Origin of the sequence: Geothrix alkalitolerans (assembly GCF_022808885.1) — a bacterium.
GTDB lineage: Bacteria > Acidobacteriota > Holophagae > Holophagales > Holophagaceae > Geothrix > Geothrix alkalitolerans.
Map to the genome: position 1 here is coordinate 646580 of NZ_JAKZLE010000001.1, position 21012 is coordinate 667591.

Below are 21012 nucleotides of genomic sequence, written 5' to 3' on the forward strand. Positions count from 1 at the left end.
CTATCAGCCATCAGCTGTCAGCTATCAGTTACAGATAGCTGATAGCTGATAGCTGATAGCTGACAGCTGATAGCTGACAGCTACCCATGAATCCGCATCAGGGGGGCGGCGCACTTCTGGCAGTTGCTCTGGTGCGGGGGGTTCTTCTTCCCGCAGTGGCTGCACACGAGGGTCTGGGCCCGCTTGCGGCGCCAGATGCGCAGGTAGAGGACGCCGAGCAGCACGATCAGCAGGCAGCCTTTCTGCCAGGACTGGAGCACGAAGCCCGTGGGGCTTTCGACCTTCTTCGGGCTCTCCGGATGCTCCTGGAGGCTGAGGGTGGTGGGCTGGTTCATGATTCGGCCCCTTCGTCCGGCAATTCCTCGATCATCTCCATGGCCCCTTCGCCGAAGAGGCCGTCCTCGGGGAGCGGGGGCTCCAGCGAGGCCAGGGCCTGGGCCTCCAGGCGGGCCTCCCCGAAGTCCTCCAGCTGCGGCAGGTCGTGCAGGCTCTTCAGACCGAAGTGCAGCAGAAAGGCCTGGGTGGTGGCGTACATCATGGGCCGGCCCACCACGGGCTTGCGACCCGCGGGCGTGATGAGCTGGCGCTCCATGAGGCTCTTCACCTGGTTGGCGCTGCTGGTGACGCCGCGGATGGCGTTCAGCTCGGTGATGGTGACGGGCTGGCGGTAGGCGATGATGGCCAGGGCCTCGATCTGCGCCGGCGTGAGCTTGCCGCTGCGGGTGGTCGTCACCAGCCGGGCGACCATCTCCTTGTAGAGCGGGCTGGTGGCCATGCGCCAGCCGCCGCCGACCTCCAGGAGGCGCAGGCCGCTGGAGCCGCATAGCCGTTCCTGCAGCTTCTCGATGCCCTGCTGGAGGGCGCCGTCGCCCAGGCCCGTCAGCTCGCGCAGCCGCGCCAGGTCGAGCACTTCTCCCGCGGCGGTGAACAGGGCCTCCAGGGCGCCCGGCAGGTCACCGCCCTCCTCCCAGAGGGGGTCCTGATGGAAGAGGTCGGATTCGCTCACCGATAGGCTCCCAGTCGCTGTCCCACCTTCACGGCCCCGTCCGTGCGGAGCGGTGCCCAATCCTTGGCTTTGGGACCGCCCACGAGCAGCACCACGGTGGAGCCGAACTCGAAGGTGCCCAGGTCCTCGCCTGGCGCGCAGGGCAGCAGGTTCACGGGGAATCCGCCATCCCTCGGCAGGGTCCGGCCCCCGAGCCAGCGGTCGTCGATGACCACGCCGCCCACGTGGGTGGCGCCCACCAGCACCGCGGCCACCTCCAGCCCCTCGCAGGTCCCGGCGCCCAGGGCCGTCCACACGGCCCGGCGGTTGCGTTCGTAGAGTCGCGGCACGCTGGCCGTGCTGGCGTCGTTCACGGGCCAGAGCTCGCCTTCCACGCGGCTGACGGTCGTGACCCGGCCCTCCAGCGGCACGTGGATGCGATGGTAGTCCTTGGGCGAAAGGTAGAGCGTGAGGTAGTGGCCGCCCTCGAAGCGCTCCGCGCCGCGCTCGTGCTTCAGGAGCTCCGCCACGCGGTAGGTGAGGCCCTTGGCCTGGATGGCCGTGCCGGAGGCGATGGGGCCGCCGGCGATGATTCGGGCGTCCACGGGGCTATTCAGGAATCCGGGAACGGCCGCATCCTGAGGCCGGAGGCCCGGCTTCAGGCGCCGCGTGAACAGGGCCTGGAGGCTGGGATAGCCCGCCAGGGGCCGCTCGGCCTCCGTCAGGTCGATGCCATAGTGGCCCGCGAAACGCCCCAGCAGGGGCTCGCGCCAGGAGGCTGGCAGGGTGCGCGTGGCCGCCCAGCCGACGACCTTCGATCCCAGCTTCTTGGGATAGAGGCCCAGGATCCGCAGGGACAAGGGCCCCGGCGTCCAGACGAGCGCGTAGACCGCCCAGACCAGGACGAGGACAAGCGCCAGGCGCGCCGGTGGGGGCCATGAAAGGTGCATGCCCCAAGGATACCCCGGCATCCCTTGGTCCTGGAGGGGCGGTGTCCCACAATCGTTCCATGGGTTCCGAGGCCGCCATGCCGATCGCGCTGTCCCTGCTGTGGGCGGCCTATGGCGCCCTCCACTCCCTGCTGGCGTCCACGGGCTTCAAGCGGGTCGTGGCGGCGCGATTCCCGCGTGGGATGCCCGGCTACCGATTGGCCTACAACCTGGTCGCCGCCCTGGCCCTCCTCCCGATCCTGTGGGTCCTGGCGCGCCATCCTGGGCCTTGGGTCTGGCGCTGGCACGGACCCCTGGCCTGGGTCATGAACGGCGCGGCCCTCCTGGCCGCGGGGCTGCTGCTGTCCGGTTCCGGCTACGATCTGGCGGAATTCCTCGGCCTCCGCCAGCTGCAGGAGGGGCGAACGGCAGGCGAGGACGCGGAGCCTTTTCGCATCTCCACCCTCCATCGCTTCGTGCGTCACCCCTGGTATAGCCTGTCGCTGGTGATCCTGTGGACGCGGGACATGAGCCTGTCGCTCCTGGTCTCGGCCCTGTGGATCACCGCCTACATCGTTCTCGGCGCCCGGCTGGAGGAGCGGAAGCTCCTTGCGCGGTTCGAGCCCGCCTACCGGGATTACCTGTCGCGGGTGCCCGGGCTCGTGCCCCGGCCCTGGAAGACCCTGAGCCGGGACGAGGCTCGCCGCCTGGGCGGGCCGTGATGGCCTGGCGGCGGACTCGCCCCTCGGAAGGGCGCCTCGTGCCCTGGAAGAACGGCGGGGGAACCACGCTGGAACTGGCGGTGGAGCCACCGGATGGCTCGCTGGCCACGGGTTTCCGCTGGCGCCTCAGCTCCGCGGAGGTGGCCTCTTCCGGACCCTTCTCCGCGTTCCCTGGCCTCGAGCGGTGGCTGTGGCTGCTGGACGGTCCCGGCTTCGACATCGACTTCGGCGCCCGGGGGCGGACGAACCTCCACGTTCCCCTGGTCCCGCTGCGCTTCCTGGGGGAGTGGCCTGCGGACGCCACCCTGCTCGATGGCCCGTCGGTGGATCTCAACCTGATGGTGGATCCGGAGGTGTACCGAGTCGCCGCGGAAACACTACGCCTGGAGACGTCCCAGACGCTGGTTCCCGGGGGAGCGACCACGCTGCTGTTCGTCGCCCAGGGCACGGTGGCGGTGCCCGCACTGGGGCTACACCTCGGCCGCAGGCACCTGCTCCGCCTGGAGGGGGAATCACAGGCCTTGCCCCTGGCCCCGGGCCTGGGCGGGGCCTCCGTCATTCGGATCGACCTCCACCTCATCTGACCGCCGCGTCCGTGGTAGGGTGGCACCCACCAAACCAACCCAATCTGTCGGAGGTGCCCATGACCAAGAGGATCTTGTCCTCGCTGATGGCGTTCGGACTCGCCCTGCAGGCGCAGACGCCCGTGAAAATCGGCGTCATCAACTGCGCCACGGGCACCCAGGCGCCCATCGGCGAATACATGAGCAACGGCTACAAGCTGGCCATGGAGGATCTCCAGAAGAAGGGCATCAAGGTCGAACTGGTGACGGAGGACGACACGGGCAAACCCCAGGTCTCCATGTCGGCCATGGAAAAGCTGGTGACCCGCGACCGCGTGGCCGCCGTGGTGGGGCCCTACAGCTCCGCCTGCGCCAACGCCGTGTCCAAGCTGGCCGAGAAGTACCGGGTGCCCCTCCTGGTGCCCGTGGCCTCGAAAGAAGACATCACCCGGCAGAACCAGAAGTACGTCTTCCGCCTCAGCGCCACCACCGAGGACTACGCCTCCATCCTCATCTCCATGGCCCAGAAGCTGGGCAAGCCCAAGAGCATGGCCATCCTGAACGAGAACACCGACTTCGGCACCTCCGGCGCGAAGTCCGCCAAGGCCTACGCCGCCCAGGTCGGCATCCAGGTGGTGATGGAGGAGGCCTATGCCGCAGGCTCCCCCGACTACCGCTCCACCCTCGCCAAGGTCAAAGCGGCCAAGCCCGATCTCGTCTTCATGGTGTCCTACGTGGCCGACGGCATCCTGCTCATGCGCCAGGCGCGCGAGGTGGGCCTCCAGCCCCAGGCCTTCCTGGGCGCGGGCGCGGGCTTCGCGTCCTCCGAGTTCGCGCGGGAGCAGGCCATCTCCCACGGCGTGTTCTCCAGCACCCAGTGGACGACGGACGTGAACTGGCCTGGCGCCAAGGACTTCGGGGCGCGGTACAAGGCCAAGTTCGGCAAGGCCGAGGTGCCCTACCATGCCGCCAATGCCTATGCCTCGATGATGGTCATGGCGGAGACCGCCGCCAAGGTGGGCGGCGACCGCGAGAAGCTACGCGCCGAGCTGCGAGGCGGCCACTGGGACGGCATCATGGGCGACGTCCGGTTCATCGACTACAGCGGCTACACGAACCAGAACAAGCATCAGATGCTGGTGGAGCAGATCCAGAACGGCAAGCACGAAACGGTGTGGCCCCCCCAGTACGCCACGAAGAAACCAATCTATCCATTCAAGTGGAAGTGACCGCCGCTTGAGGCGTCCCCAGAGCCTGTCGCACACCTCTTTCCACCGGTCCCAGGGAGTGTGTGACAGGCCCTGTGGCGCCTGTCATCTTGGGATGTATGCACATCGGACACGCGCTCACCGTCATGGCCGCCGCCTTCGCCGCCGGCGCCATCAATTCCATCGCGGGGGGCGGGACGCTGGTGTCCTTCCCCTCGCTGCTGGGCATCGGGCTCACGGGCCAGCAGGCCAATGTGACGAGCACGCTGGCCCTTTGGCCGGGATCTATCGGCGGTTTCTGGGGCCACCGCGAGGATCTGGTCGGCATCCGGGAATTCACCCTCCGGCTGATGCCGCCCTCCCTGCTGGGCGGCGCGCTGGGCGCCTGGCTCATGCTGGTCACGCCCCAGAAGGTCTTCGACAACCTCGTGCCCTGGCTGATCCTGGTGGCCACGATCCTGCTGGCGGCCAATGATCCCGTCAACAAGCTCCTGAAGAAGATGGGAAGCCACGACCGAACGCCAGGCTGGTGGGTGTTCGCCATGATCTTCCAGTTCATCGTGGGCATCTACGGCGGTTACTTCGGCGCGGGCATCGGCATCCTCATGCTGGCGGCGCTGAGCCTCCTGGGCCTCACGGACATCCACCAGATGAACGGGCTGAAGAACCTGCTGGCCCTGTGCATCAACGGCATCGCCATCTTCGCCTTCCTGGCCATGGAGTTCCTGCGGCACCCGGGCAACGTCCAGTGGACCCTGGTCGGCATCATGGCCGTGGCCGCGGGCCTGGGTGGTCTCTTCGGCTCCCACATGGCCCATCGTGTCGGCCGAAAGACCGTGCGGGTCGGCGTCGTGTCCATCGGCTTCATCCTCTCGGCCTGGTACTTCTACAAGCACTACATGGCCTGAGGAGGCGTCCGCAGGCCCGTGTGGGCGAGGATGAACTCGGCGACCGCGGACGGATCGTTCAGGTCCAGCACCGGGATCCTCAGCCCGGGCAGCGGGCGGTCGCTGGCCACGGCCACGATCCCCGGATCCCCGGGGCAGAGCAGGGGCTTGCCTTCGGATTCCCGGTGGATCTCCAGCTTGGGATGCGGGTGGGTCTTGAAGCCCTCGATGAGGAGCAGGTCCACGGGCGTCATGCGCTCGATCAGGGACTCGATGCTGGGCTCAGGCTCTTCCCTGGATTCGTGCATCAGCACCCAGCGCGAGGAGGTCACCACCAGCACCTCCGAGGCGCCGGCCTCTCGGTGCCGGAACGAGTCCTTGCCGGGCTTGTCCACGTCGAAGCGGTGGTGCGCGTGCTTCATGGTCGAGACCTTCAGCCCCGCCTTTCTGAGGAGAGGCAGCACCTCGACCACCAAGCTGGTCTTCCCGCTGCCGCTCCAGCCGACGATGCCCATGACCTTCACGGCGAGGCCCTCCGGTTCCATGATGGCGCGTTCGAGGTGGGGGATTCTGTGATTTCGGATCCCCGCTTTCCGCCAAACAAGTGCGCCCACCGTGGGGCGAGGTGGGACGATTCTGGGGGATTCCCTCCGGGGCCACCGCTGTGCGGCGTCCCCTCCGGCCGCACGAATCGCTGGCACGGCCGTGATCGCCTCCGGCTGTCCACTGGACAGCCTCCGGCGGGGCCTACCTGCCAGCGATTCTGTGACTTCGAATCCCCCACGCTCCGCCAAAAAACGTGCGCCCCGCTTCGCGGGGCGCTTTTGGCGGAGAGTGGGGGATTCGAACCCCCGAACGGCTTTTGACCGTTACACGATTTCCAATCGTGCTCCTTCAGCCACTCGGACAACTCTCCCGTGGCTCCGCTGATGGGCGGAAGCAGCAAGGTTATCATGGCCCCCGGCTTGAGCCAAGGGCCATGAATGGCCGGGCTACACGGTCTCGAGGACGGCGACGAGCAGCTTCCAGAAGTTGCCCACGGAAGGCACGCTCACGTGCTCGTCGGGGGTATGGACGTCCCACATGCTGGGACCGAAGGACACCATCTCCATCTCGGTGTACTTCTCGCCGATGAGGCCGCACTCCAGGCCGGCGTGGATGGCCATGATCTCCAGGGGCTTGCCGAAGACCTTCTGGTTGGTCTCGTTGACGATCTTCACCAGCGAGGCCTTGGGCTCGGGCTTCCAGCCCGGGTAGCCGCCGGTGACGTGGGACTCGAAGCCGCCCAGGGCGCAGGTGGCCGCGATGCGCTCGGAGAGGGCGGTTTTCGACGCGTTGATGGAGCTGCGGGTGAGGAGGTTCACTTCCACCTCGTTCTCGCGGGTCTCGATCACGCCCATGTTGGTGGAAGTCTGCACCAGCCCGGGAATGTCCGGGCTCATGGCCTCGACGCCGTGGGGCAGGGCCAGCAGCAGGCGGATCAGGGCCTCGGCGTCGGCGCTGGACATGGCCTGGGTGCCTTCCCCGGCTTCGAGGGCCAGGTGCAGGCCCGGGTCGAAGGCGCCGAGAGCCGCCCGCCAGTGGGCCTCGTGGGCTGCCAGAGCGGTCTTGAATGCCTGCTCCTGGGCGGGATCCAGGAAGATCTGGGCCGAGGCTTCGCGGGGAATGGCGTTGCGCTTGTTGCCGCCCTTGATGCCGGCCAGGGCGAAGCTGAAGTCCGCCTTCAGGGCGCCCAGGATCTGGGCGAGGATGCGGATGGCATTGCCGCGCCCGGCGTGGATGTCGATGCCCGAGTGGCCGCCTTTGAGGCCGAACACCTTCAGGCGGTAGGCGCGGGCGCCCGCCGGAGGCGCCGTGCGGGTGAGCTTGCGGGTGGCGATGGTGTCCTCGCCGCCGGCGCAGCCGATGGTAAGGTAGCCCTCCTCCTCGCTGTCGAGGTTGAGGAGGTACTTGGCCTTGAGGCGGCCGGGATGGAGGCCGTTGGCGCCGGTCAGGCCCGTCTCCTCGTCGATGGTGATGAGGACTTCCAGGGGGCCGTGGGCGATGTCCTTGCTGGCGAGGACGGCCAGGGCGGCGCTCACGCCGATGCCGTTGTCGGCGCCGAGGGTGGTGCCGGTGGCGCGGAGGAGGTCGCCGTCACGGCGGACCTTGATGGGATCCTTGAGGAAGTCGTGGCCCGTGCCCTCGTTCTGCTCGCAGACCATGTCCACATGGGCCTGGAGGCAGGTGGCGGGCCGGCCTTCCTTCCCGGGCGTGGCCTTCTTGCGGATGATGACGTTGCCGACCTCGTCGCGCTCCACCTCGCAGCCCAGGGCCTTGGCCTGGTCGGCCACCCAGGCCGCGGCCGCGGCTTCGTTCTTGGATCCGCGGGGGATCTCCGACAGCCCCAGGAAGTAGGACCAGATCGTCTTCGGTTCGAGGGATTCGAGCAACGCGTCCACAGAGCCTCCAAGGGGTGCCCACCCAGAGTACAGGTGGCCTCCACCGGTCCCCCGTGACGGCGGTCACTTCACGGGCGCCTCCCTGGGCCGGCTCCGGATCGGAAAGGCCAGGCCGGATTCCGCGCAACACAGGCTGTTTTGGCAGGCGTTTGCCGGGGATATTGGATAGCCTAAGGAATCCCTCCGAGCGAGCGCGCCATGACCGAATTCAATCCGTACGAGGCTCCGTCCGCGGTCGTCGCGGATCTTGTCGATCCGGAAACCCAGGAGCTCGCCGACCGCGGCACGCGTCTCGGCGCCAAGCTCCTGGACGGCCTCATCATGGGCGGCGGATTCGCCGTCATCGGGATCCTGGCCGCCATCTTCATTCCGGCCTTCCTGTCCCGGCGGACCGGCGGTGCGCCCCCCACCGCGTTCTTCATCGTGTTCGCCGTGCTGGGGGGAGGCCTGCTCCTGGCCCTGATGATCTGGAACCTCATCTGGCTCAGCCGCTACGGGCAGACCATCGCCAAGCGCATCCTCCGCATCCGGATCGTCCGGAGCGATGGCGAGCCTGTGGGCATGGGACGGCTGCTGGGGCTGCGGATCATCCTCATGTGGGTGCTCGAGTCGATTCCCTTGCTGGGACCCTTGTTCTCGCTGGTCAACGCCTGCTTCATCTTCCGGGATGACCGGCGCTGCATCCACGACCTCATCGCCGACACGATCGTGGTCAAGGTGGCCGACTAGCCTTGCCGCCCGTCGACACCGTCCGGACCATCGAGACACCCGAGGGCATCGAGCTGCACCTCCGTCCGGCGGGCCCTGTGGCCCGCTTCTGGGCCTTTTTCGTGGACCAGGCCGTGGTGTGGATGGGCCTGATGTTCGCCGGGATCGCCCTCGCCTTCCTGGGGCCACTGGGGCTGGGGCTCTGGTTCATCCTGGTCTTCCTGGCCCAGTGGCTCTACCCGGTCTTCTTCGAGGTCCTGGGGGGCGGCCGCACCCTCGGCAAGCGCTGGCTGAACCTGCGGGTCCTGCGGACGGATGGGCGTCCCATCGGCTGGGGACCCAGCCTCATCCGGAACCTGCTGCGGGTCGTGGACGGCCTGCCAGGGGCCTACACGGTCGGCCTGGTGAGCATCCTCCTCACACGGGACTTCCAGCGCATCGGCGACATCGTGGCCGGCACCCTCGTGGTGCACGAGGAGGCCGGCACCCAGGCGCCGGTCCTTCCGGCGGCCGAACCCCTGGCGCCCGCCCTGGCGCTCACCCTCGAGGAGCAGTCGGCGATCCTCGCGTTCGCCGAGCGGAGCGCGGGCCTGACAGCGTCCCGAAGCGAGGAGCTCGCGGACGTGCTGGGCCCCCTCACGGGCAGCCGGGGGGCGGGTGGCGTCAGGGCCGTGCTCGGCATGGCCCGCTACCTGTGGGGCGGCCGATGAGGCAGCAGCGCTTCGAGCAGGAGAACCGGCCTCTTTGGGAGGATCTGCAGGGCTGGCTGGACGAGCGGGCCACCTTGGGCGCGGAGGAGGTTCCCTCGGCCTACCGCCGGCTCTGCCACCACCTGTCCGTGGCGCGGGAGCGCCAGTACAGCCCGGCCCTCGTCGAGCGGCTGCAGCAGCTCGCCCTCCGCCTCCATCAGCGGATCTACGGCGAGCGCGGCGAGGGGGTTCCGGCGGCGCTCCGCTTCCTCTGGGGCGAACTGCCCCGGCAGGTGCGGGCGGAGTGGCGGCTGGTGGCCGTGTCAAGCCTGCTGTTCTTCGGCCCCTGGATCGCGGCCTTCCTGGTCGTGCGGGCCCAGCCCAACCTCGTGCACCTGATGCTGAGCCCCGGTGAGGCGGCCAAGTACGTGCAGATGTACGATCCGAAAACCCCCGTCGCCGGCGCCATGGGCGCCACCCGCGACGTCATGATGTTCGGCTTCTACATCCTCAACAACATCGGCATCGACTTCCAGACCTTCGCCTCGGGGCTGCTGGCCGGAATCGGCCCCCTCTTCTTCCTGCCCTTCAACGGCCTCCACGGGGGCACGGTGATGGCCCACCTCACCAACCAGGGCCTGACCGCCACCTTCTACGGCTTCATCAGCGGCCACAGCTCTTTCGAGCTGATGGGGGCCGTGCTCAGCGGGGCGGGGGGCCTGCGGATGGGCTTCGCCCTGATGCATCCGGGGCGGCGGTCCCGCCTCGCGGCCTTGCGGGAGGGCGCCCGGCAGGGCTCCCGCCTCCTCTTCGGCGCCATCGCGCTCACCTTCCTGGCCGCCTGCTTCGAGGGGTTCTGGTCCGCGAACACCCTCGTGCCCTGGAAGGTCAAGGTGGGCGTGGGGATCCTGTTCTGGATCCTCCTCGCCTCGTGGTTCGTGCTGGCCGGGCGGAGGCACGAATGAAGCCGGGCGCCATGGGCTTCATTCCCCGAACACGCGCCGCCATGGAGGCGGCGGATCTCGGCCTGAGCCTCCTCCAGGTCCACTGGCGGCCAGTGGCGAGGGTGTGGGGACTGCAGCTGGGCTTCCTCCTGGCGCTGCTCCTGCCCTTCCTGTACCAGACGCCCCTCTGGATCTTCGTGGCGCTCTGGTGGCTGAAACCCTGGCTGGACCGGGGCGTCCTGTTCGTCCTCAGCCGGGCGGTGTTCGGCCAGCCCGCCTCCGTGTGGGACTTCCTGGGGGCGTGGCGGAGCGTCCACCGGCGGGGGCTGGTGGCGGGCCTGCTCTGGCGGCGCCTCTCGCCCATGCGCAGCTACGTCCTGCCCGTCTCCCAACTGGAGGGGCTCCGGGGCGCCGGGTACCGCCGCCGGGCCCGGGTGCTCACCCGGAAGGGCGGCGGCACGGGCTTCCTCCTCACCTGCTCGGGCTGGGCCTTCACCCTCCTCACCGCGGTGGGGTTCATCGCCCTGCTCCAGGCCATGATGCCCGCGGGAAGCCGGGTGCAGGTGTGGGATGGGTTCAACAACCCGGGGCTGGGCTTCCAGTGGTTCCTGCTGGGCGTCGGACTGCTGGCGCTCACCCTGACGGAGCCCCTCTTCGTGGCGGGGGGCTTCGGCCTCTATCTCAACCGCCGGACCCACCTGGAGGGATGGGACCTGGAGCTGGCCTTCCGGCGTCTGGCCGCCCGCCTGGCCACTCCCCTGGCCCTGGCGCTGCTTCTGGCCTGGGCCTTGCCCCTGGCTGCCCAGGCGCCCATCCCGGAACCGGTCGCCCAGGCGCCGGCTCCCGAGGCGTCCGAAGCCGCGCCGCAGGCCACTCCGCAATCCGACCCGCCATCCGTGCCGCAACCCGCGCCCCGGCCGGCCGAAGGCCCGCTCCGACCCGACGATGAGGCGCACCGGCGGGCCCAGCGGATCCTCGAGCAGGATCCCGCCTTCAAGCACACGAAGGAGGTCCGCACCCTGAGCTACGAGCCCACCGGCCGCGAACCCCGGTGGCTCCGGAGCCTCCTCGACTACTTCTTCGCGAAAGAAGAGCCGGCCCAGCCCGCGAAGCCCCTGAACCTCGATTTCCTGAAGCGCATGTGGGACCTGCTGGCGCTCGCGGGCAAGGTGGTGCTGGTGGGGGGCCTGCTCGCCTTCGTCCTCTGGCTGGTGTACCGGTTTCGCCACAGGCTGGGCCTGCCCCTCGTCGAGGCGAAGGCCTGGGAGGCGCCCGAGGCCGTCGCCGGCCTGGACATCCGCCCCGAGAGCCTTCCGCCGGATGTGCCCGAAGCGGCCCGGAACCTGTTTCTCCGGGGTGAAGCCCGGGCGGCCCTGGCCCTTCTCTACCGGGGCGCCCTGGCCGAGCTCGTGCATCGCCGGGCCATGGAGATCCCCGCCAGCGCCACGGAAGGGGACTGCCTGAGGGCGGCCGAGGGCCACCTCGAGGAGGGCCCGGCAAGCGCGTTCCACCTGCTGACCGCCACCTGGCAGCGGTTGGCCTACAAGAACGAAGCCCCGACCCGCGATGCGTTCGAGGACCTCTGCGATGCCTGGCCCGCGGCCTTCGGGGGAAGGCCATGAAGGCGGCCGGCCGCATTCTGCTCGGGCTCCTGGCGCTCCTGGTGGCCGGCGGGCTCGTCATCGCCTGGATGAGCCGCCATTCCTTCCGGCGCGTCCCGAAGGAGATCGAGGTGGGGCTCCGTGGAGAGGCCCTGGAGAATCCCACCCTGCTGCTCCAGACGTGGCTGGAGGCCGGGGGCAGGCCGGTGGTCCGCAAGGGCGGGGAGCTCCTGGCGTCCGAGTTGCCGGAACGTGGCGTGCTCATCCTCCTTCAGCTCGGCCAGCCCATGACGCCCGCGGAAATCGAGGCCGTGCTGGCCTGGGTCCGGCGCGGCGGGCACCTGCTGACCGATGGCACGGCCGGGCCCTTCAACGACGCCCGCGGCCTGGCGGCCTTCCACAAGGCCATCGGGGTCACCCTCCGGGACGCGAGCCCCGACGGCCTCGATATCCTGGCGCCGGGCCAGCAGATCGGCACCGACACGTTCCACAAGGGCGAAGTGCCCTACCGGCTGCGGCGGACCGCCCGCTGGCGCCTGGTGCCTGATCACCCGGAGGCCTGGGACTACACCCTGGGCCATGAGGGCCAGTACGTGCTGCTCACGCGGGAGGAGGGCCAGGGGCGCCTCTCCCTCACCCCGGACCTGAACTTCGTCTACCGGCGCTCCCTGGCGGACCTCGACCACGCCGCCTACCTGCAGCGGCTCCTCGCGCTCCAGCCGGGCCAGGGGACGGTGGTGGTCTGGTCCCGTCCCGTCGAGCTCTCCCTCTTCACCTGGCTGTGGTCCCACGCCAAGGAGCCCATGCTGGCCCTGCTCCTCCTGGTGGGAGCCTGGGCCTGGCGGGGCTGGCCGCGCTTCGGGCCGCTGCTGCCGGAGCCCCTGCCCCGGCGCCGCTCTCTGCTGGAGCATCTGGCCGCCAGCGCGCGGCTGGTGTGGCGGGGCGGGGCGGGGGAGGTCCTGGTGGCGCGGACCCGGGAGGCCCTCGTGAAGCAGGCGCAGCGGCGGAATCCCGCCTTCGGCTCCCTGGACCTCGGGGCGAAGGCCGAGTGGCTGGCCCAGGCCACGGGCGCCAGTCCCGACGCCATCGGCGCCGCCCTCGATGACCGGCCCGGCGCCTCCACCCATCAGCTCGCCCAGGATCTGGTCACGCTCGAACGGCTCCGCCAGCGCCTCTGAACCGCCTTCCCCTTCCATCCCAGGATTCCCCATGACGACGCCCTCCGCCTCCCCCGATCCCGCCCGCATTTCCTGGGCCGCCGAACAGACCGAAGCCCTCCGGACCGAGATCCACCGTGCCCTGGTCGGCCAGGGACCCGTGGTGGATCAGGTGCTGGCTGCCTTCCTCGCCGGCGGGCACGTCCTGCTGGAAGGTGTTCCCGGCCTGGGCAAGACGCTCCTGGTGAGAGCCCTGGCCACGACCTTCCAGGGAGCCTTCGCGCGCATCCAGTTCACGCCGGACCTCATGCCGAGCGATGTGACCGGCCACGCCATGTGGGACATGAAGAGCGAGCAGTTCCACCTGCGGCGGGGACCAGTCTTCACGAACCTCCTCCTGGCGGACGAGGTGAACCGCGCCCCGGCCAAGACCCAGGCAGCCCTGCTGGAGGTCATGCAGGAGCAGCAGGTGAGCCTGGAGGGCCGCACGCTCCCCGTCGAGGCCCCCTTCATGGTGCTGGCGACACAGAATCCCATCGAGCAGGAGGGGACCTACCCGCTGCCCGAGGCCCAGCTGGACCGCTTCCTGCTCAAGGTCAGGATGGACTACCCGGAAGCCGTGGAAGAGGTCGCCCTGGTCCGCCAGGTCACCACCGGTGCGGTCGGCGACGCCCTCCGCGTGGATGGCGTGCGCCCGCTCATGGCGGCGGCCGAGGTGCTGGAGCTGCAGCGCCTGGCGGCCACGGTCCGCGTGGATGACGCGGTCCTGGACTACGCGGTCCGCATCGTCAGGGCCACCCGGCAATGGCCGGGCATCGCCCTCGGCGCCGGCCCCCGGGGCGCCATCGCCCTGGTGCGCACGGCCCGCGCCCAGGCCCTGCTCGAAGGCCGCGACTTCGCCACGCCGGACGACGTGAAGGCCATGGCGCTCCCTGCGCTCCGCCACCGCATCCAGCGCAGCCCCGAGACGGAGATCGAGGGGCTCGGCTCCGACGATCTCCTCCTGGCCCTCCTGGCCAAGGTTCCGGCCCCCCGCGCATGATCCCCACCCTCCGCCTGCTGCGCCTGCTGGGCGCCTGGACCCTGCTGGGGCTGGCCGCCTCGGTGTGGGCGCGGGTGATGCCCGCGTGGCGGGCCGCCGGCTGGATCCTGCTCGCCGCCCTGGCCATCGACCTCATCCTTTCCCTCTGGCCCAAGGGACTGACCGGCGAGCGGGAGGTGCCCGGGAGCCTCGCCCTGGGCGAGTGGCGGGAGGTGCGGCTGCGGCTGCGGAATCCTTCTCCCTTCAGGCTCCAGGTCGAATGGTTCGATCATCACCCGTCGGATTTCGAAAGCCGGGGATTGCCCTCGCACCATGCGCTTCCGGCGCGCGGGTTCCTCGACCAGGCCTACCAGGTCCGTCCCGCCGCCCGCGGCCGCCGGAATTTCGGCCCCATCCAGGTGCGCGTCACCACCGGCCTGGGCCTCTGGGCGCGGACGCTGAAGCTGCCGGCCGCCTTCCCCGTGAAGGTGTTCCCGAACTTTGCCGCCGTGGCCCGCTACGCGCTCCTGGCCACGGACCAGCGGCTGTCCATGCTCGGCATCCTGAAGCGCCCCCGGCGCGGCGAAGGGCTGGATTTCCACCAGCTGCGGGAGTACCGCCAGGGGGACACCATCCGGCAGGTGGACTGGAAGGCCAGCGCCCGCAGCCGGAAGCTCATCTGCCGCGAATACCAGGACGAGCGGGACCAGCAGGTGGTCTTCCTGCTGGACTGCGGGCGCCGCATGAGCCCGCTGGACCGCCTGGATGGCCGGGAGCTGGGGCACTTCGACCAGGCCCTCAATGCCCTGTTCCTGCTGGGCTACGTGGCCCTCAAGCAGGGAGACGCGGTAGGCGTGGCCACCTTCGCGGAGGACCGGCCGCGCACCGTGGCGCCCCACAAGAGCCTCGTCACCCTCGAGCGGCTCTTCCAGGAGCTCTTCGACGTGCAGCCCACCACCCATGCCCCGGACTACCTCGCGGCGGCCGAGACCTTCCTGCGCCAGTTCCGGAAGCGGAGCCTCGTCATCCTGCTGACCAACCTCCGGGACGAGGAGGACGCCACCCTGCTGCCCGCCCTGGACCTCCTCCGCAGCCGCCACCTGGTGCTGCTCGCGAACCTCCGGGAAGGTGTCGTCGACGAGTTCCTCTCCCAGCCCGTGACCGGCTTCGAGGCCGCCCTCGACCATGCGGTGGCCCACGACTACATGGCCCGGCGCGGAACCCTATTCCAGCACGTCCTCCACGGCGGCACCCGCGTTCTGGACGTGACCCCCGCCAAGCTCCCCACCGCCCTCGTCAACCGCTACCTGGAACTGAAGGCGAGCGGCGCGTTCTGAGATCAGAGGAGCTTCGGCAGCGGTTCTGCGGGTTCGAATCCCTCTCTCTCCGCCGCCTGATCGTGCTCCGCCGAACGGCGAGATGAATCAAGCTCCGGGATTCCCTCCGGGGCCACGGCTGCGCCGTGTCCCCTCCGGCCGCACGAATCGCTGGCACGCCGCTTTACGGCCTCGACAGCCCCCCGGGCTGTCGAGGCCTACGGCTACCTGCCAGCGATTCAGTGACTTCGAATCGCTCTCTCCCCGCCACGAAGAAGCCGCCTTTCGGCGGCTTCAGTGGCGGAGAGAGAGGGATTCGAACCCCCGTTGAGGTCACCCCCAAACCTGATTTCGAGTCAGGCGCCTTCAACCGCTCGGCCATCTCTCCGGATCGCCCAGTTTAGCAAACTGGGGCTGAGATTCCAGTCTGGGGATGCCTGGAGCGGCTGCACGTGCGTGGCGTCGGGGTTTGTGATCCCGATGCGGAAGGGTCAGGCGAGATCGGGGTTGTACCCAGGGATCCTGTGGCCCGCGGTCGCTTCACGCACCTCCGTGAGCTGGGCCAGCGTGTAGGCGGCGAGGGCGAGCAGGAGGTCGCGGACGGCCACATCGAGGTAGGCGCCCATGGTGAGCAGGTTCAGGGCGATGCCCACGAGCCAGATGCCGGCGACGTAGGCGCCCAGGCGGGTCCAGCGGGTGAGGATGGCGAGGCCGACGGCCATCTCCACCAGCCCAATGGCGCGCATGAAGGCGGCCGGGGAGACGGGGATCACGCGCAGCGCCAGGGGATTCAGGTACAGCTCCCACTTGGCGAGGAGGTTGAAGTACTTGTCCAGTCCGGCCAGGAAGGGCGCGGCGCCGAGGCCGATGCGCAGGGCCCACCAGCTTGTGTTCAGCTTGTCGTTCATGGTTTGGTTCCTTTCTTCAAGAGGGGAGACTCACAGGCTCTTCAGGTATTCGACGAGGTCTGCCTTCTGGGCACTCGTCAATCCGAGGCCCTTCCGCGTGTCGTAGGTCTCGACGACGGCGTCGAGCGTGGGGGCGGTGCCGTTGTGGAAATAGGGCGCGTGCTGCCACAGCCCGGCCAGCGGCGCGGTCCGGTACATCTTGGTGGCGCTTCGCGAGGCGTAGCTGGGAATGCCCGCCGGCTCGGGCTCGCTGACCACCTCGCTGGGCGGGTGAAGCCGGAGGTTGGCGTCGGTCAGCGTCGGGCCCGCGTGGCAGGCGGCGCACTTCCCCAGGCCCTCGAAGACGGCCCTTCCCCGGACGGCGGCCGCCGCATCAAAGCTTCCAGCGGGTGGCCGCGGCGCGGCGAGGCTCAGCTGGTAGGCCTGGAGGGCCGGCAGCTTGGCGGACACCAGGTCCGTCGTCCCGTTCGTGACGTTCACGCCGGTGCGGGGTTCGGTGAAGCTGCCCTGGCCACCCATCTGGGTCACGGCCACGTAGCGGTTCCAGTAGGCGAGGTCGCTGCCGTCCCCGGTGGCGGTGACGCTGTGCACGCCCAGCAGCCCGTAGGCCGGCGGGATCACCTGGGGCCCGTTCTGGCCGTCCAGGTTGAAGCGGGGGTCGTACCTCCCCTTGCCCCAGGAGGCGTAGACGGCCTTGGCGCCTGCGGGCACCGCGGGGGAGAGGGCGATGATGGCGCCCGGGTTCAAGTCGCGGTTGGCCCAGCCGTCCAGGCGCCTGCCGATGCCCGGCGCGAAGGAATCGTCCACGGTGGAGTGGCACAGCGCGCAGGTGATGCCGACCCGTGTGAGGGTGTCCTTCCCGTTGACGCTCTCCACGGTGCCCTTCACCCCCACGACGGCGTTGAGCTTCAGCAGGGCCACGGTGGTGGCCGGGTCCGTCAGGCTGATGGCCCCGCTCTGGATCCCCTGCACCACCGCCGGGGGCAGCGCCTCGGCGTCCACCTTCAGACCCACGGACAGGGCGGTGGCCGGGTCCACGGCGGAGGCGATGACCTGGTGCATGCCCAGGGTGTCCGTCCAGAGGGCCTCATCCCCGAAGGTGTCGTTCCGGAAGATGTCCTTGCCCTGGGCGACCAGGGCCGGGTCCAGGGGCGGCTCACCCGGGACGGCCCCTGCGCGATGGCTGGCATAGCAGCCAGCGTCGGCGAGCAGGGCCGCGACCGGGAGGGCCAGGGCGTATCTCAGGGGCAGTTTCATGGCGGACTCCTTGCCCGGACGGGGCTCCAGTGGTTCACCACCTGAATCTAGGGATCAGATAAAAACAAACAAGAATGTTTAAATTGTTTAAACTCTCGCCAGCAGACGCGCCCGCGGAGTCAGCCATGAAGCACCTGCACGACAACCAGCGGAAGATCCTGGAGTTCCTGCTGGGCCACCACGAGGGGGCCTCGCTGGACGAGCTGGGGGCGCACCTCGGCCTCACGCGGACGGCAGTGCAGCAGCATGTACTCAGGCTGCTGGATCTCGGCTGCCTCACCTATGAGGACGCCAGGGGGGCCGTGGGCCGGCCCCGGCGGCGGTACCTGATCTCGGACGAGGGGATCGATGTCTTCCCCAAGAAGTACTCCTGGCTGGCGAACGCCATCCTGGCCCAGCTCGCCCAGGACCTGGGCCCGGGCGGGTCCCGGGCATTCATGAAGAACCTCGCCGCGGCCGTGGCGGCCTCGCTGGAGAGCCAGGTGAACCCCGCCGATCCCCCGGCCCAGCGGCTGAGGAAGGTCACGGCGCTCATGAACGAGCTGGGCTACCGGGCCGTCCTGAAACCGGGGGAGCGCGCCGGAGAGGCTGCCATCGAGGCGGTCAACTGCGTCTACCACTCCGTGGCCAAGGTGCATCCGGAGCTCTGCCAGTTCGACGTGAGCCTCATTGAGCAGGCCTCCGGGATGCGCGTCCACCTGGAGACCTGCATCGCCAAGGGGGGCGCTGTCTGCCGCTTCTGCGTGGCGAAGGCGCCCCGGCGCTGAGGATCGCGAGCGCCCTCGGTCCGCCGCCATCCGATAGAATCCAGCATCCGGGAGGCTGGCATGGGGGCTGGGGCGTGGATGCTGGGACTGGCTGTGGCGGCCTCGCTGTCCGCGCAGGAGGCGGACCTTTCGCTGACGGATGCGGCGGCGGATCGCTTCGCGGCATTGGCACTCAAGTGCGCGCGGCAGGAGTACCCGAACAAGCTGGATCACGTGATGAACGGGGCGGGGGAGGTGCAGTCGCCGAAGGCCCTGCATCCGGCCTTCTACGGGTGCTTCGACTGGCACTCGTCGGTTCACGGGCACTGGATGCTGGTCCGCCTGCTGCGCACCCACCCGGACATGGCGAAGGCGGCGGAGATCCGCGCAGTGCTGGACGAGAACCTGGCGCCGGAGCGCATCGCGGTCGAGGTGGCCTACCTGGACCAGCCCAACCGGCGGAGCTTCGAGCGCACCTACGGCTGGGCGTGGCTGCTCAAGCTGGCGGCGGAGCTGAAGACCTGGGACACCCCCGATGCCCGCCGCTGGTCCGCGGCCCTGCAGCCCCTGGCGGATCGGATCGCCGCCGCCTACCGGGACTTCCTGCCCAAGCAGACCTACCCCATCCGCACCGGCGTCCACCCCAACTCCGCCTTCGGCCTGGACCTGGCGCTGGATTACGCGAAGGCCGCGCCGGACCCGCGGCTGGAGGCGGCCATCCTCGAGCGGGCGCAGGCCTGGTTCGGCCGGGACCGCCGCGGCCCCCTGGCCTGGGAGCCGGGCGGGGAGGATTTCCTGTCGCCTTGTCTGGAGGAAGCGGCGCTGATGGCGCGCGTGCTGCCCCGAAGTCGCTTCGGCCCCTGGCTGGACGCGTTCCTGCCGGGTCTGCCCGGATCGCTGGCGCCTGCGGTGGTCTCAGACCGGACGGATCCCAAGATCGTCCACCTGGACGGCCTGAACCTGAGCCGGGCGCGGGCTCTGTACGACCTGGCCCGGACCTTCGGGCCCAGGGACCCCAGGAGGACCGCCCTGATCCGGACCGCCGACCGTCACGCCCGGGCCTCGCTGCCGCACCTGGCCTCTGGCAGCTACGAGGGGGAACACTGGCTGGCCACCTTCGCCGTGCGCATGCTGGAAGCGCGCTAGCTAACCCCGCCGCCGCCGGAAGAAGGCCTGGAGCTGCTCCCGGCACTCGGGCTCCAGCAGGCCGCCCTCGAAGGCGATGCGGTGGTTCAGGTTCGCGCCTTCCAGGGCGCCCAGCCAGCGGCTGACGCCCACCTTGGGATCGGAGGCGCCGAACACCACGCGCCCCACGCGGGCGTGGATCAGGGCCCCAAAGCACATGAGGCAGGGCTCCAGCGTCACGTAGAGCGTGGCGCCCGTGAGCCGGTAGTTCTTCGCCCAGGCGCCGGCGCTTCGCAGGGCCAGGATCTCCGCGTGGGCCGTGGGATCGTTCAGCTTCACGGGGTGGTTGTGGCCCCGGCCCAGCAGGGCGCCCTCGGACACCAGGATCGCCCCCACGGGCACCTCGTCCAGGCGGTCCGCCTTCTCGGCCTCCTCGAGGGCGAGCTTCATGAAGTGGATGTCGTCACCTGACCACATGCTTTCAGTGTGGCCGAACAGCGCGCTGTACATCGGGAACAAAGGAGCAGTATGGCCGAAAACCCCTTGAACAAAAAGGCTGATCCTCGCTTTCCCAGGTCGTTACACTCACTTTGGTCCTTCGGACCGATGTCATTCTCACGACCCCGCGGCGGCCCGGCCCCCGCGGGGTTTTTGCAGAGCCGCCGAGCGGGGGACGCACATGCGAGCGCACCTGATCCTGAAGGACGGGACCATCTTCCGGGGGCGGGCGCCGTTGGGCTTCGGCGGGGGCGGCGAGGCCGTGTTCACCACGGCCATGGCGGGCTACCAGGAGATCCTCACGGACCCGAGCTTCGCCGGGCAGATGGTGTGCATGACCTTCCCCGAGCAGGGCATCTACGGCATCCACGCTGATCTGAACGAGGGCACGCGGCCCTGGGCCACGGGCCTGCTCTGCCGGCGCCTGACCTTCTCGCCGGACCACACGCGCTCCGAGGGCGACCTGGCGGGCTGGCTCAAGCGCCACCACATCCCCGTGATGACGGACCTCGACACCCGTGCCCTCACTCAGCACCTGCGCGACCAGGGCTCCCAGCCCTCCCTCATCTGGACCGAGCTGGACGGCAGCCTCGAGGCGGGCGTGGCCAAGGCCAGGGCTCTGCCCGACATGACCGGCCAGGCCCTCTGCGCCGAGGTGAGCTGCCGGGAGCGCTACGAGCTGAACCCCGGCGGCGCCTTCCGCGTGGCGGTGCTGGATGGTGGCATCAAGCTCAGCATCCTGAGGCAGCTGGAGGCCGTGGGCCTGCACCTGGAGGTCTTCCCCTGGGACACCCCGGCCACGGAGCTGGCGGACAAGCGCTTCCACGGCCTCTTCCTCAGCAACGGCCCCGGTGACCCGGCGGCGCTGCCCGGCATGCAGAAGGAAGTGGAGGCCTGCATCGGGAAGCTGCCCATCTTCGGCATCTGCCTGGGCCACCAGCTGCTGGGCCAGGCCTTCGGCGGCCGCACCTTCAAGCTCAAGTTCGGCCACCGCGGGGCCAACCAGCCTGTGCACGACCTGACCACCGGCCGCATCGAGATCACGGCCCAGAACCACGGCTTCGCGGTGGATGAGGCCAGTCTGCCCAAGGAGATCGAGGTCACCCACAAGCACCTCAGCGACGGCACCGTCGAGGGCCTGCGCCACACGAAACTGCCGATCTTCAGCCTCCAGCACCATCCCGAGGCCTCACCGGGCCCCCACGATGCGCACCCGGCCTTCCAGCGTTTTGTCCACTTGATGGAAAGCAATCAAAGATGATTCACCGCAAAGGGCGCAGAGAAAGACAAGATCTCTTTGCTTTTCC

The 21012-nt window shown here is 69.5% G+C and carries 22 protein-coding genes and 2 tRNA genes; 14 read left to right on the forward strand and 10 right to left on the reverse strand.

Annotated elements, in window-relative coordinates:
- Positions 1–80: 80 nt before the first annotated feature.
- The 3 genes from MLJ35_RS02855 to asd are packed head-to-tail and all read right to left on the reverse strand — an operon-like array spanning position 81 to position 1935.
- Positions 81–335 (reverse strand): hypothetical protein, encoded by a 255-nt coding sequence (locus tag MLJ35_RS02855; RefSeq protein WP_243382827.1) that lies wholly within the window; start codon positions 333–335, stop codon positions 81–83.
- The gene (scpB, locus tag MLJ35_RS02860) at positions 332–1006 is read right to left on the reverse strand and encodes an SMC-Scp complex subunit ScpB (RefSeq protein WP_243320380.1); all 675 of its coding nucleotides are present in this window, start codon (positions 1004–1006) and stop codon (positions 332–334) included. Before scpB ends, MLJ35_RS02855 begins: the two co-directional genes overlap by 4 nt.
- Positions 1003–1935, reverse strand: coding sequence for an archaetidylserine decarboxylase (asd, locus tag MLJ35_RS02865; RefSeq protein WP_243382829.1), 933 nt, complete (start codon positions 1933–1935; stop codon positions 1003–1005). Before asd ends, scpB begins: the two co-directional genes overlap by 4 nt.
- 41 nt (positions 1936–1976) lie before the next feature.
- Between asd and MLJ35_RS02870 the strand changes: the two genes are divergently transcribed.
- The 4 genes from MLJ35_RS02870 to MLJ35_RS02885 all read left to right on the forward strand — a co-directional run bounded on the left by MLJ35_RS02870 (position 1977) and on the right by MLJ35_RS02885 (position 5315).
- A complete protein-coding gene (locus MLJ35_RS02870; protein WP_243382831.1) occupies positions 1977–2636 on the forward strand; it encodes a methyltransferase family protein in 660 nt (219 codons plus the stop codon).
- A gap of 38 nt (positions 2637–2674) precedes the next feature.
- Complete coding sequence (locus MLJ35_RS02875; RefSeq protein WP_243382833.1) at positions 2675–3220, forward strand: HutD/Ves family protein; 546 nt, start codon at positions 2675–2677, stop codon at positions 3218–3220.
- 59 nt (positions 3221–3279) lie between these two features.
- Complete coding sequence (locus tag MLJ35_RS02880) at positions 3280–4428, forward strand: ABC transporter substrate-binding protein (protein WP_243382834.1); 1149 nt, start codon at positions 3280–3282, stop codon at positions 4426–4428.
- 98 nt (positions 4429–4526) lie between these two features.
- A complete protein-coding gene (locus tag MLJ35_RS02885) occupies positions 4527–5315 on the forward strand; it encodes a sulfite exporter TauE/SafE family protein (protein ID WP_243320390.1) in 789 nt (262 codons plus the stop codon).
- Here MLJ35_RS02885 and mobB read toward each other — a convergent pair.
- The 3 genes from mobB to MLJ35_RS02900 form a co-directional block, all read right to left on the reverse strand.
- Positions 5303–5818: a molybdopterin-guanine dinucleotide biosynthesis protein B gene (gene mobB / locus MLJ35_RS02890; protein WP_420843018.1), complete on the reverse strand. Its 516-nt coding sequence runs from the start codon at positions 5816–5818 to the stop codon at positions 5303–5305. The genes MLJ35_RS02885 and mobB overlap by 13 nt on opposite strands.
- 301 nt (positions 5819–6119) lie before the next feature.
- Positions 6120–6210 (reverse strand) — tRNA-Ser (locus tag MLJ35_RS02895).
- Positions 6211–6286: 76 nt separating this feature from the next.
- Positions 6287–7735 (reverse strand): aminoacyl-histidine dipeptidase, encoded by a 1449-nt coding sequence (locus MLJ35_RS02900; RefSeq protein ID WP_243382838.1) that lies wholly within the window; start codon positions 7733–7735, stop codon positions 6287–6289.
- A gap of 198 nt (positions 7736–7933) precedes the next feature.
- Here MLJ35_RS02900 and MLJ35_RS02905 point away from each other — a divergent pair, with 198 nt between their 5' ends.
- Genes MLJ35_RS02905 through MLJ35_RS02935 form a run of 7 tightly spaced genes read left to right on the forward strand, consistent with a single transcriptional unit; the run spans position 7934 to position 15192 of the window.
- Positions 7934–8464, forward strand: coding sequence for an RDD family protein (locus MLJ35_RS02905; protein WP_243320396.1), 531 nt, complete (start codon positions 7934–7936; stop codon positions 8462–8464).
- Positions 8465–8466: 2 nt separating this feature from the next.
- Positions 8467–9153 (forward strand): RDD family protein, encoded by a 687-nt coding sequence (locus MLJ35_RS02910; protein WP_243382839.1) that lies wholly within the window; start codon positions 8467–8469, stop codon positions 9151–9153.
- Positions 9150–10097 carry a stage II sporulation protein M gene (locus MLJ35_RS02915; RefSeq protein ID WP_243382841.1) on the forward strand — a complete coding sequence of 316 codons (948 nt, stop codon included), beginning with the start codon at positions 9150–9152 and terminating at the stop codon, positions 10095–10097. The genes MLJ35_RS02910 and MLJ35_RS02915 overlap by 4 nt, the downstream gene beginning before the upstream one ends.
- Entirely contained in the window at positions 10094–11698 is a 1605-nt protein-coding gene (locus MLJ35_RS02920; protein ID WP_243382843.1) for a DUF4129 domain-containing protein, read from the forward strand. The genes MLJ35_RS02915 and MLJ35_RS02920 overlap by 4 nt, the downstream gene beginning before the upstream one ends.
- Positions 11695–12855 carry a DUF4350 domain-containing protein gene (locus MLJ35_RS02925; protein ID WP_243382845.1) on the forward strand — a complete coding sequence of 387 codons (1161 nt, stop codon included), beginning with the start codon at positions 11695–11697 and terminating at the stop codon, positions 12853–12855. The genes MLJ35_RS02920 and MLJ35_RS02925 overlap by 4 nt, the downstream gene beginning before the upstream one ends.
- 31 nt (positions 12856–12886) lie before the next feature.
- Positions 12887–13876, forward strand: coding sequence for an AAA family ATPase (locus tag MLJ35_RS02930; RefSeq protein WP_243382846.1), 990 nt, complete (start codon positions 12887–12889; stop codon positions 13874–13876).
- Positions 13873–15192: a DUF58 domain-containing protein gene (locus tag MLJ35_RS02935; protein WP_243382848.1), complete on the forward strand. Its 1320-nt coding sequence runs from the start codon at positions 13873–13875 to the stop codon at positions 15190–15192. The genes MLJ35_RS02930 and MLJ35_RS02935 overlap by 4 nt, the downstream gene beginning before the upstream one ends.
- Positions 15193–15469: 277 nt before the next feature.
- Here the strand turns inward: MLJ35_RS02935 and MLJ35_RS02940 are convergent.
- From MLJ35_RS02940 to MLJ35_RS02950, 3 genes are all read right to left on the reverse strand, one after another.
- Positions 15470–15559, reverse strand: a tRNA-Ser gene (locus MLJ35_RS02940).
- Between the two features lie 103 nt (positions 15560–15662).
- Complete coding sequence (locus tag MLJ35_RS02945; protein WP_243320442.1) at positions 15663–16079, reverse strand: hypothetical protein; 417 nt, start codon at positions 16077–16079, stop codon at positions 15663–15665.
- A 30-nt stretch (positions 16080–16109) separates the two neighbouring features.
- Positions 16110–17336 (reverse strand): c-type cytochrome, encoded by a 1227-nt coding sequence (locus MLJ35_RS02950; RefSeq protein ID WP_243382849.1) that lies wholly within the window; start codon positions 17334–17336, stop codon positions 16110–16112.
- A 125-nt stretch (positions 17337–17461) separates the two neighbouring features.
- Here MLJ35_RS02950 and MLJ35_RS02955 point away from each other — a divergent pair, with 125 nt between their 5' ends.
- Both MLJ35_RS02955 and MLJ35_RS02960 read left to right on the forward strand, forming a co-directional pair.
- A complete protein-coding gene (locus tag MLJ35_RS02955; protein WP_243320445.1) occupies positions 17462–18103 on the forward strand; it encodes a helix-turn-helix transcriptional regulator in 642 nt (213 codons plus the stop codon).
- Positions 18104–18181: 78 nt separating this feature from the next.
- Complete coding sequence (locus MLJ35_RS02960) at positions 18182–19228, forward strand: DUF2891 domain-containing protein (protein ID WP_243382851.1); 1047 nt, start codon at positions 18182–18184, stop codon at positions 19226–19228.
- On the opposite strand, the gene tadA is transcribed toward MLJ35_RS02960, so the two are convergent.
- Entirely contained in the window at positions 19229–19684 is a 456-nt protein-coding gene (gene tadA / locus MLJ35_RS02965) for a tRNA adenosine(34) deaminase TadA (RefSeq protein ID WP_243382853.1), read from the reverse strand. It abuts the gene before it with no gap.
- A 202-nt stretch (positions 19685–19886) separates the two neighbouring features.
- Here tadA and carA point away from each other — a divergent pair, with 202 nt between their 5' ends.
- Positions 19887–20966, forward strand: a complete 1080-nt coding sequence (carA, locus tag MLJ35_RS02970) for a glutamine-hydrolyzing carbamoyl-phosphate synthase small subunit (RefSeq protein ID WP_243382854.1) — start codon at positions 19887–19889, stop codon at positions 20964–20966.
- The last annotated feature ends 46 nt before the right edge of the window (positions 20967–21012 follow it).

Bases quoted from the DNA above. Each gene is read 5' to 3' on its own strand.
- asd (WP_243382829.1), bottom strand. From the start codon at position 1,935: ATGCACCTTTCATGGCCCCCACCGGCGCGCCTGGCGCTTGTCCTCGTC.
- tadA (WP_243382853.1), bottom strand. From the start codon at position 19,684: ATGTGGTCAGGTGACGACATCCACTTCATGAAGCTCGCCCTCGAGGAG.
- MLJ35_RS02885 (WP_243320390.1), top strand. From the start codon at position 4,527: ATGCACATCGGACACGCGCTCACCGTCATGGCCGCCGCCTTCGCCGCC.
- MLJ35_RS02880 (WP_243382834.1), top strand. From the start codon at position 3,280: ATGACCAAGAGGATCTTGTCCTCGCTGATGGCGTTCGGACTCGCCCTG.
- MLJ35_RS02945 (WP_243320442.1), bottom strand. From the start codon at position 16,079: ATGAACGACAAGCTGAACACAAGCTGGTGGGCCCTGCGCATCGGCCTC.
- MLJ35_RS02960 (WP_243382851.1), top strand. From the start codon at position 18,182: ATGCTGGGACTGGCTGTGGCGGCCTCGCTGTCCGCGCAGGAGGCGGAC.
- MLJ35_RS02920 (WP_243382843.1), top strand. From the start codon at position 10,094: ATGAAGCCGGGCGCCATGGGCTTCATTCCCCGAACACGCGCCGCCATG.
- MLJ35_RS02855 (WP_243382827.1), bottom strand. From the start codon at position 335: ATGAACCAGCCCACCACCCTCAGCCTCCAGGAGCATCCGGAGAGCCCG.
- carA (WP_243382854.1), top strand. From the start codon at position 19,887: ATGCGAGCGCACCTGATCCTGAAGGACGGGACCATCTTCCGGGGGCGG.
- MLJ35_RS02935 (WP_243382848.1), top strand. From the start codon at position 13,873: ATGATCCCCACCCTCCGCCTGCTGCGCCTGCTGGGCGCCTGGACCCTG.
- MLJ35_RS02915 (WP_243382841.1), top strand. From the start codon at position 9,150: ATGAGGCAGCAGCGCTTCGAGCAGGAGAACCGGCCTCTTTGGGAGGAT.
- MLJ35_RS02905 (WP_243320396.1), top strand. From the start codon at position 7,934: ATGACCGAATTCAATCCGTACGAGGCTCCGTCCGCGGTCGTCGCGGAT.
- MLJ35_RS02950 (WP_243382849.1), bottom strand. From the start codon at position 17,336: ATGAAACTGCCCCTGAGATACGCCCTGGCCCTCCCGGTCGCGGCCCTG.
- MLJ35_RS02930 (WP_243382846.1), top strand. From the start codon at position 12,887: ATGACGACGCCCTCCGCCTCCCCCGATCCCGCCCGCATTTCCTGGGCC.
- MLJ35_RS02955 (WP_243320445.1), top strand. From the start codon at position 17,462: ATGAAGCACCTGCACGACAACCAGCGGAAGATCCTGGAGTTCCTGCTG.
- MLJ35_RS02925 (WP_243382845.1), top strand. From the start codon at position 11,695: ATGAAGGCGGCCGGCCGCATTCTGCTCGGGCTCCTGGCGCTCCTGGTG.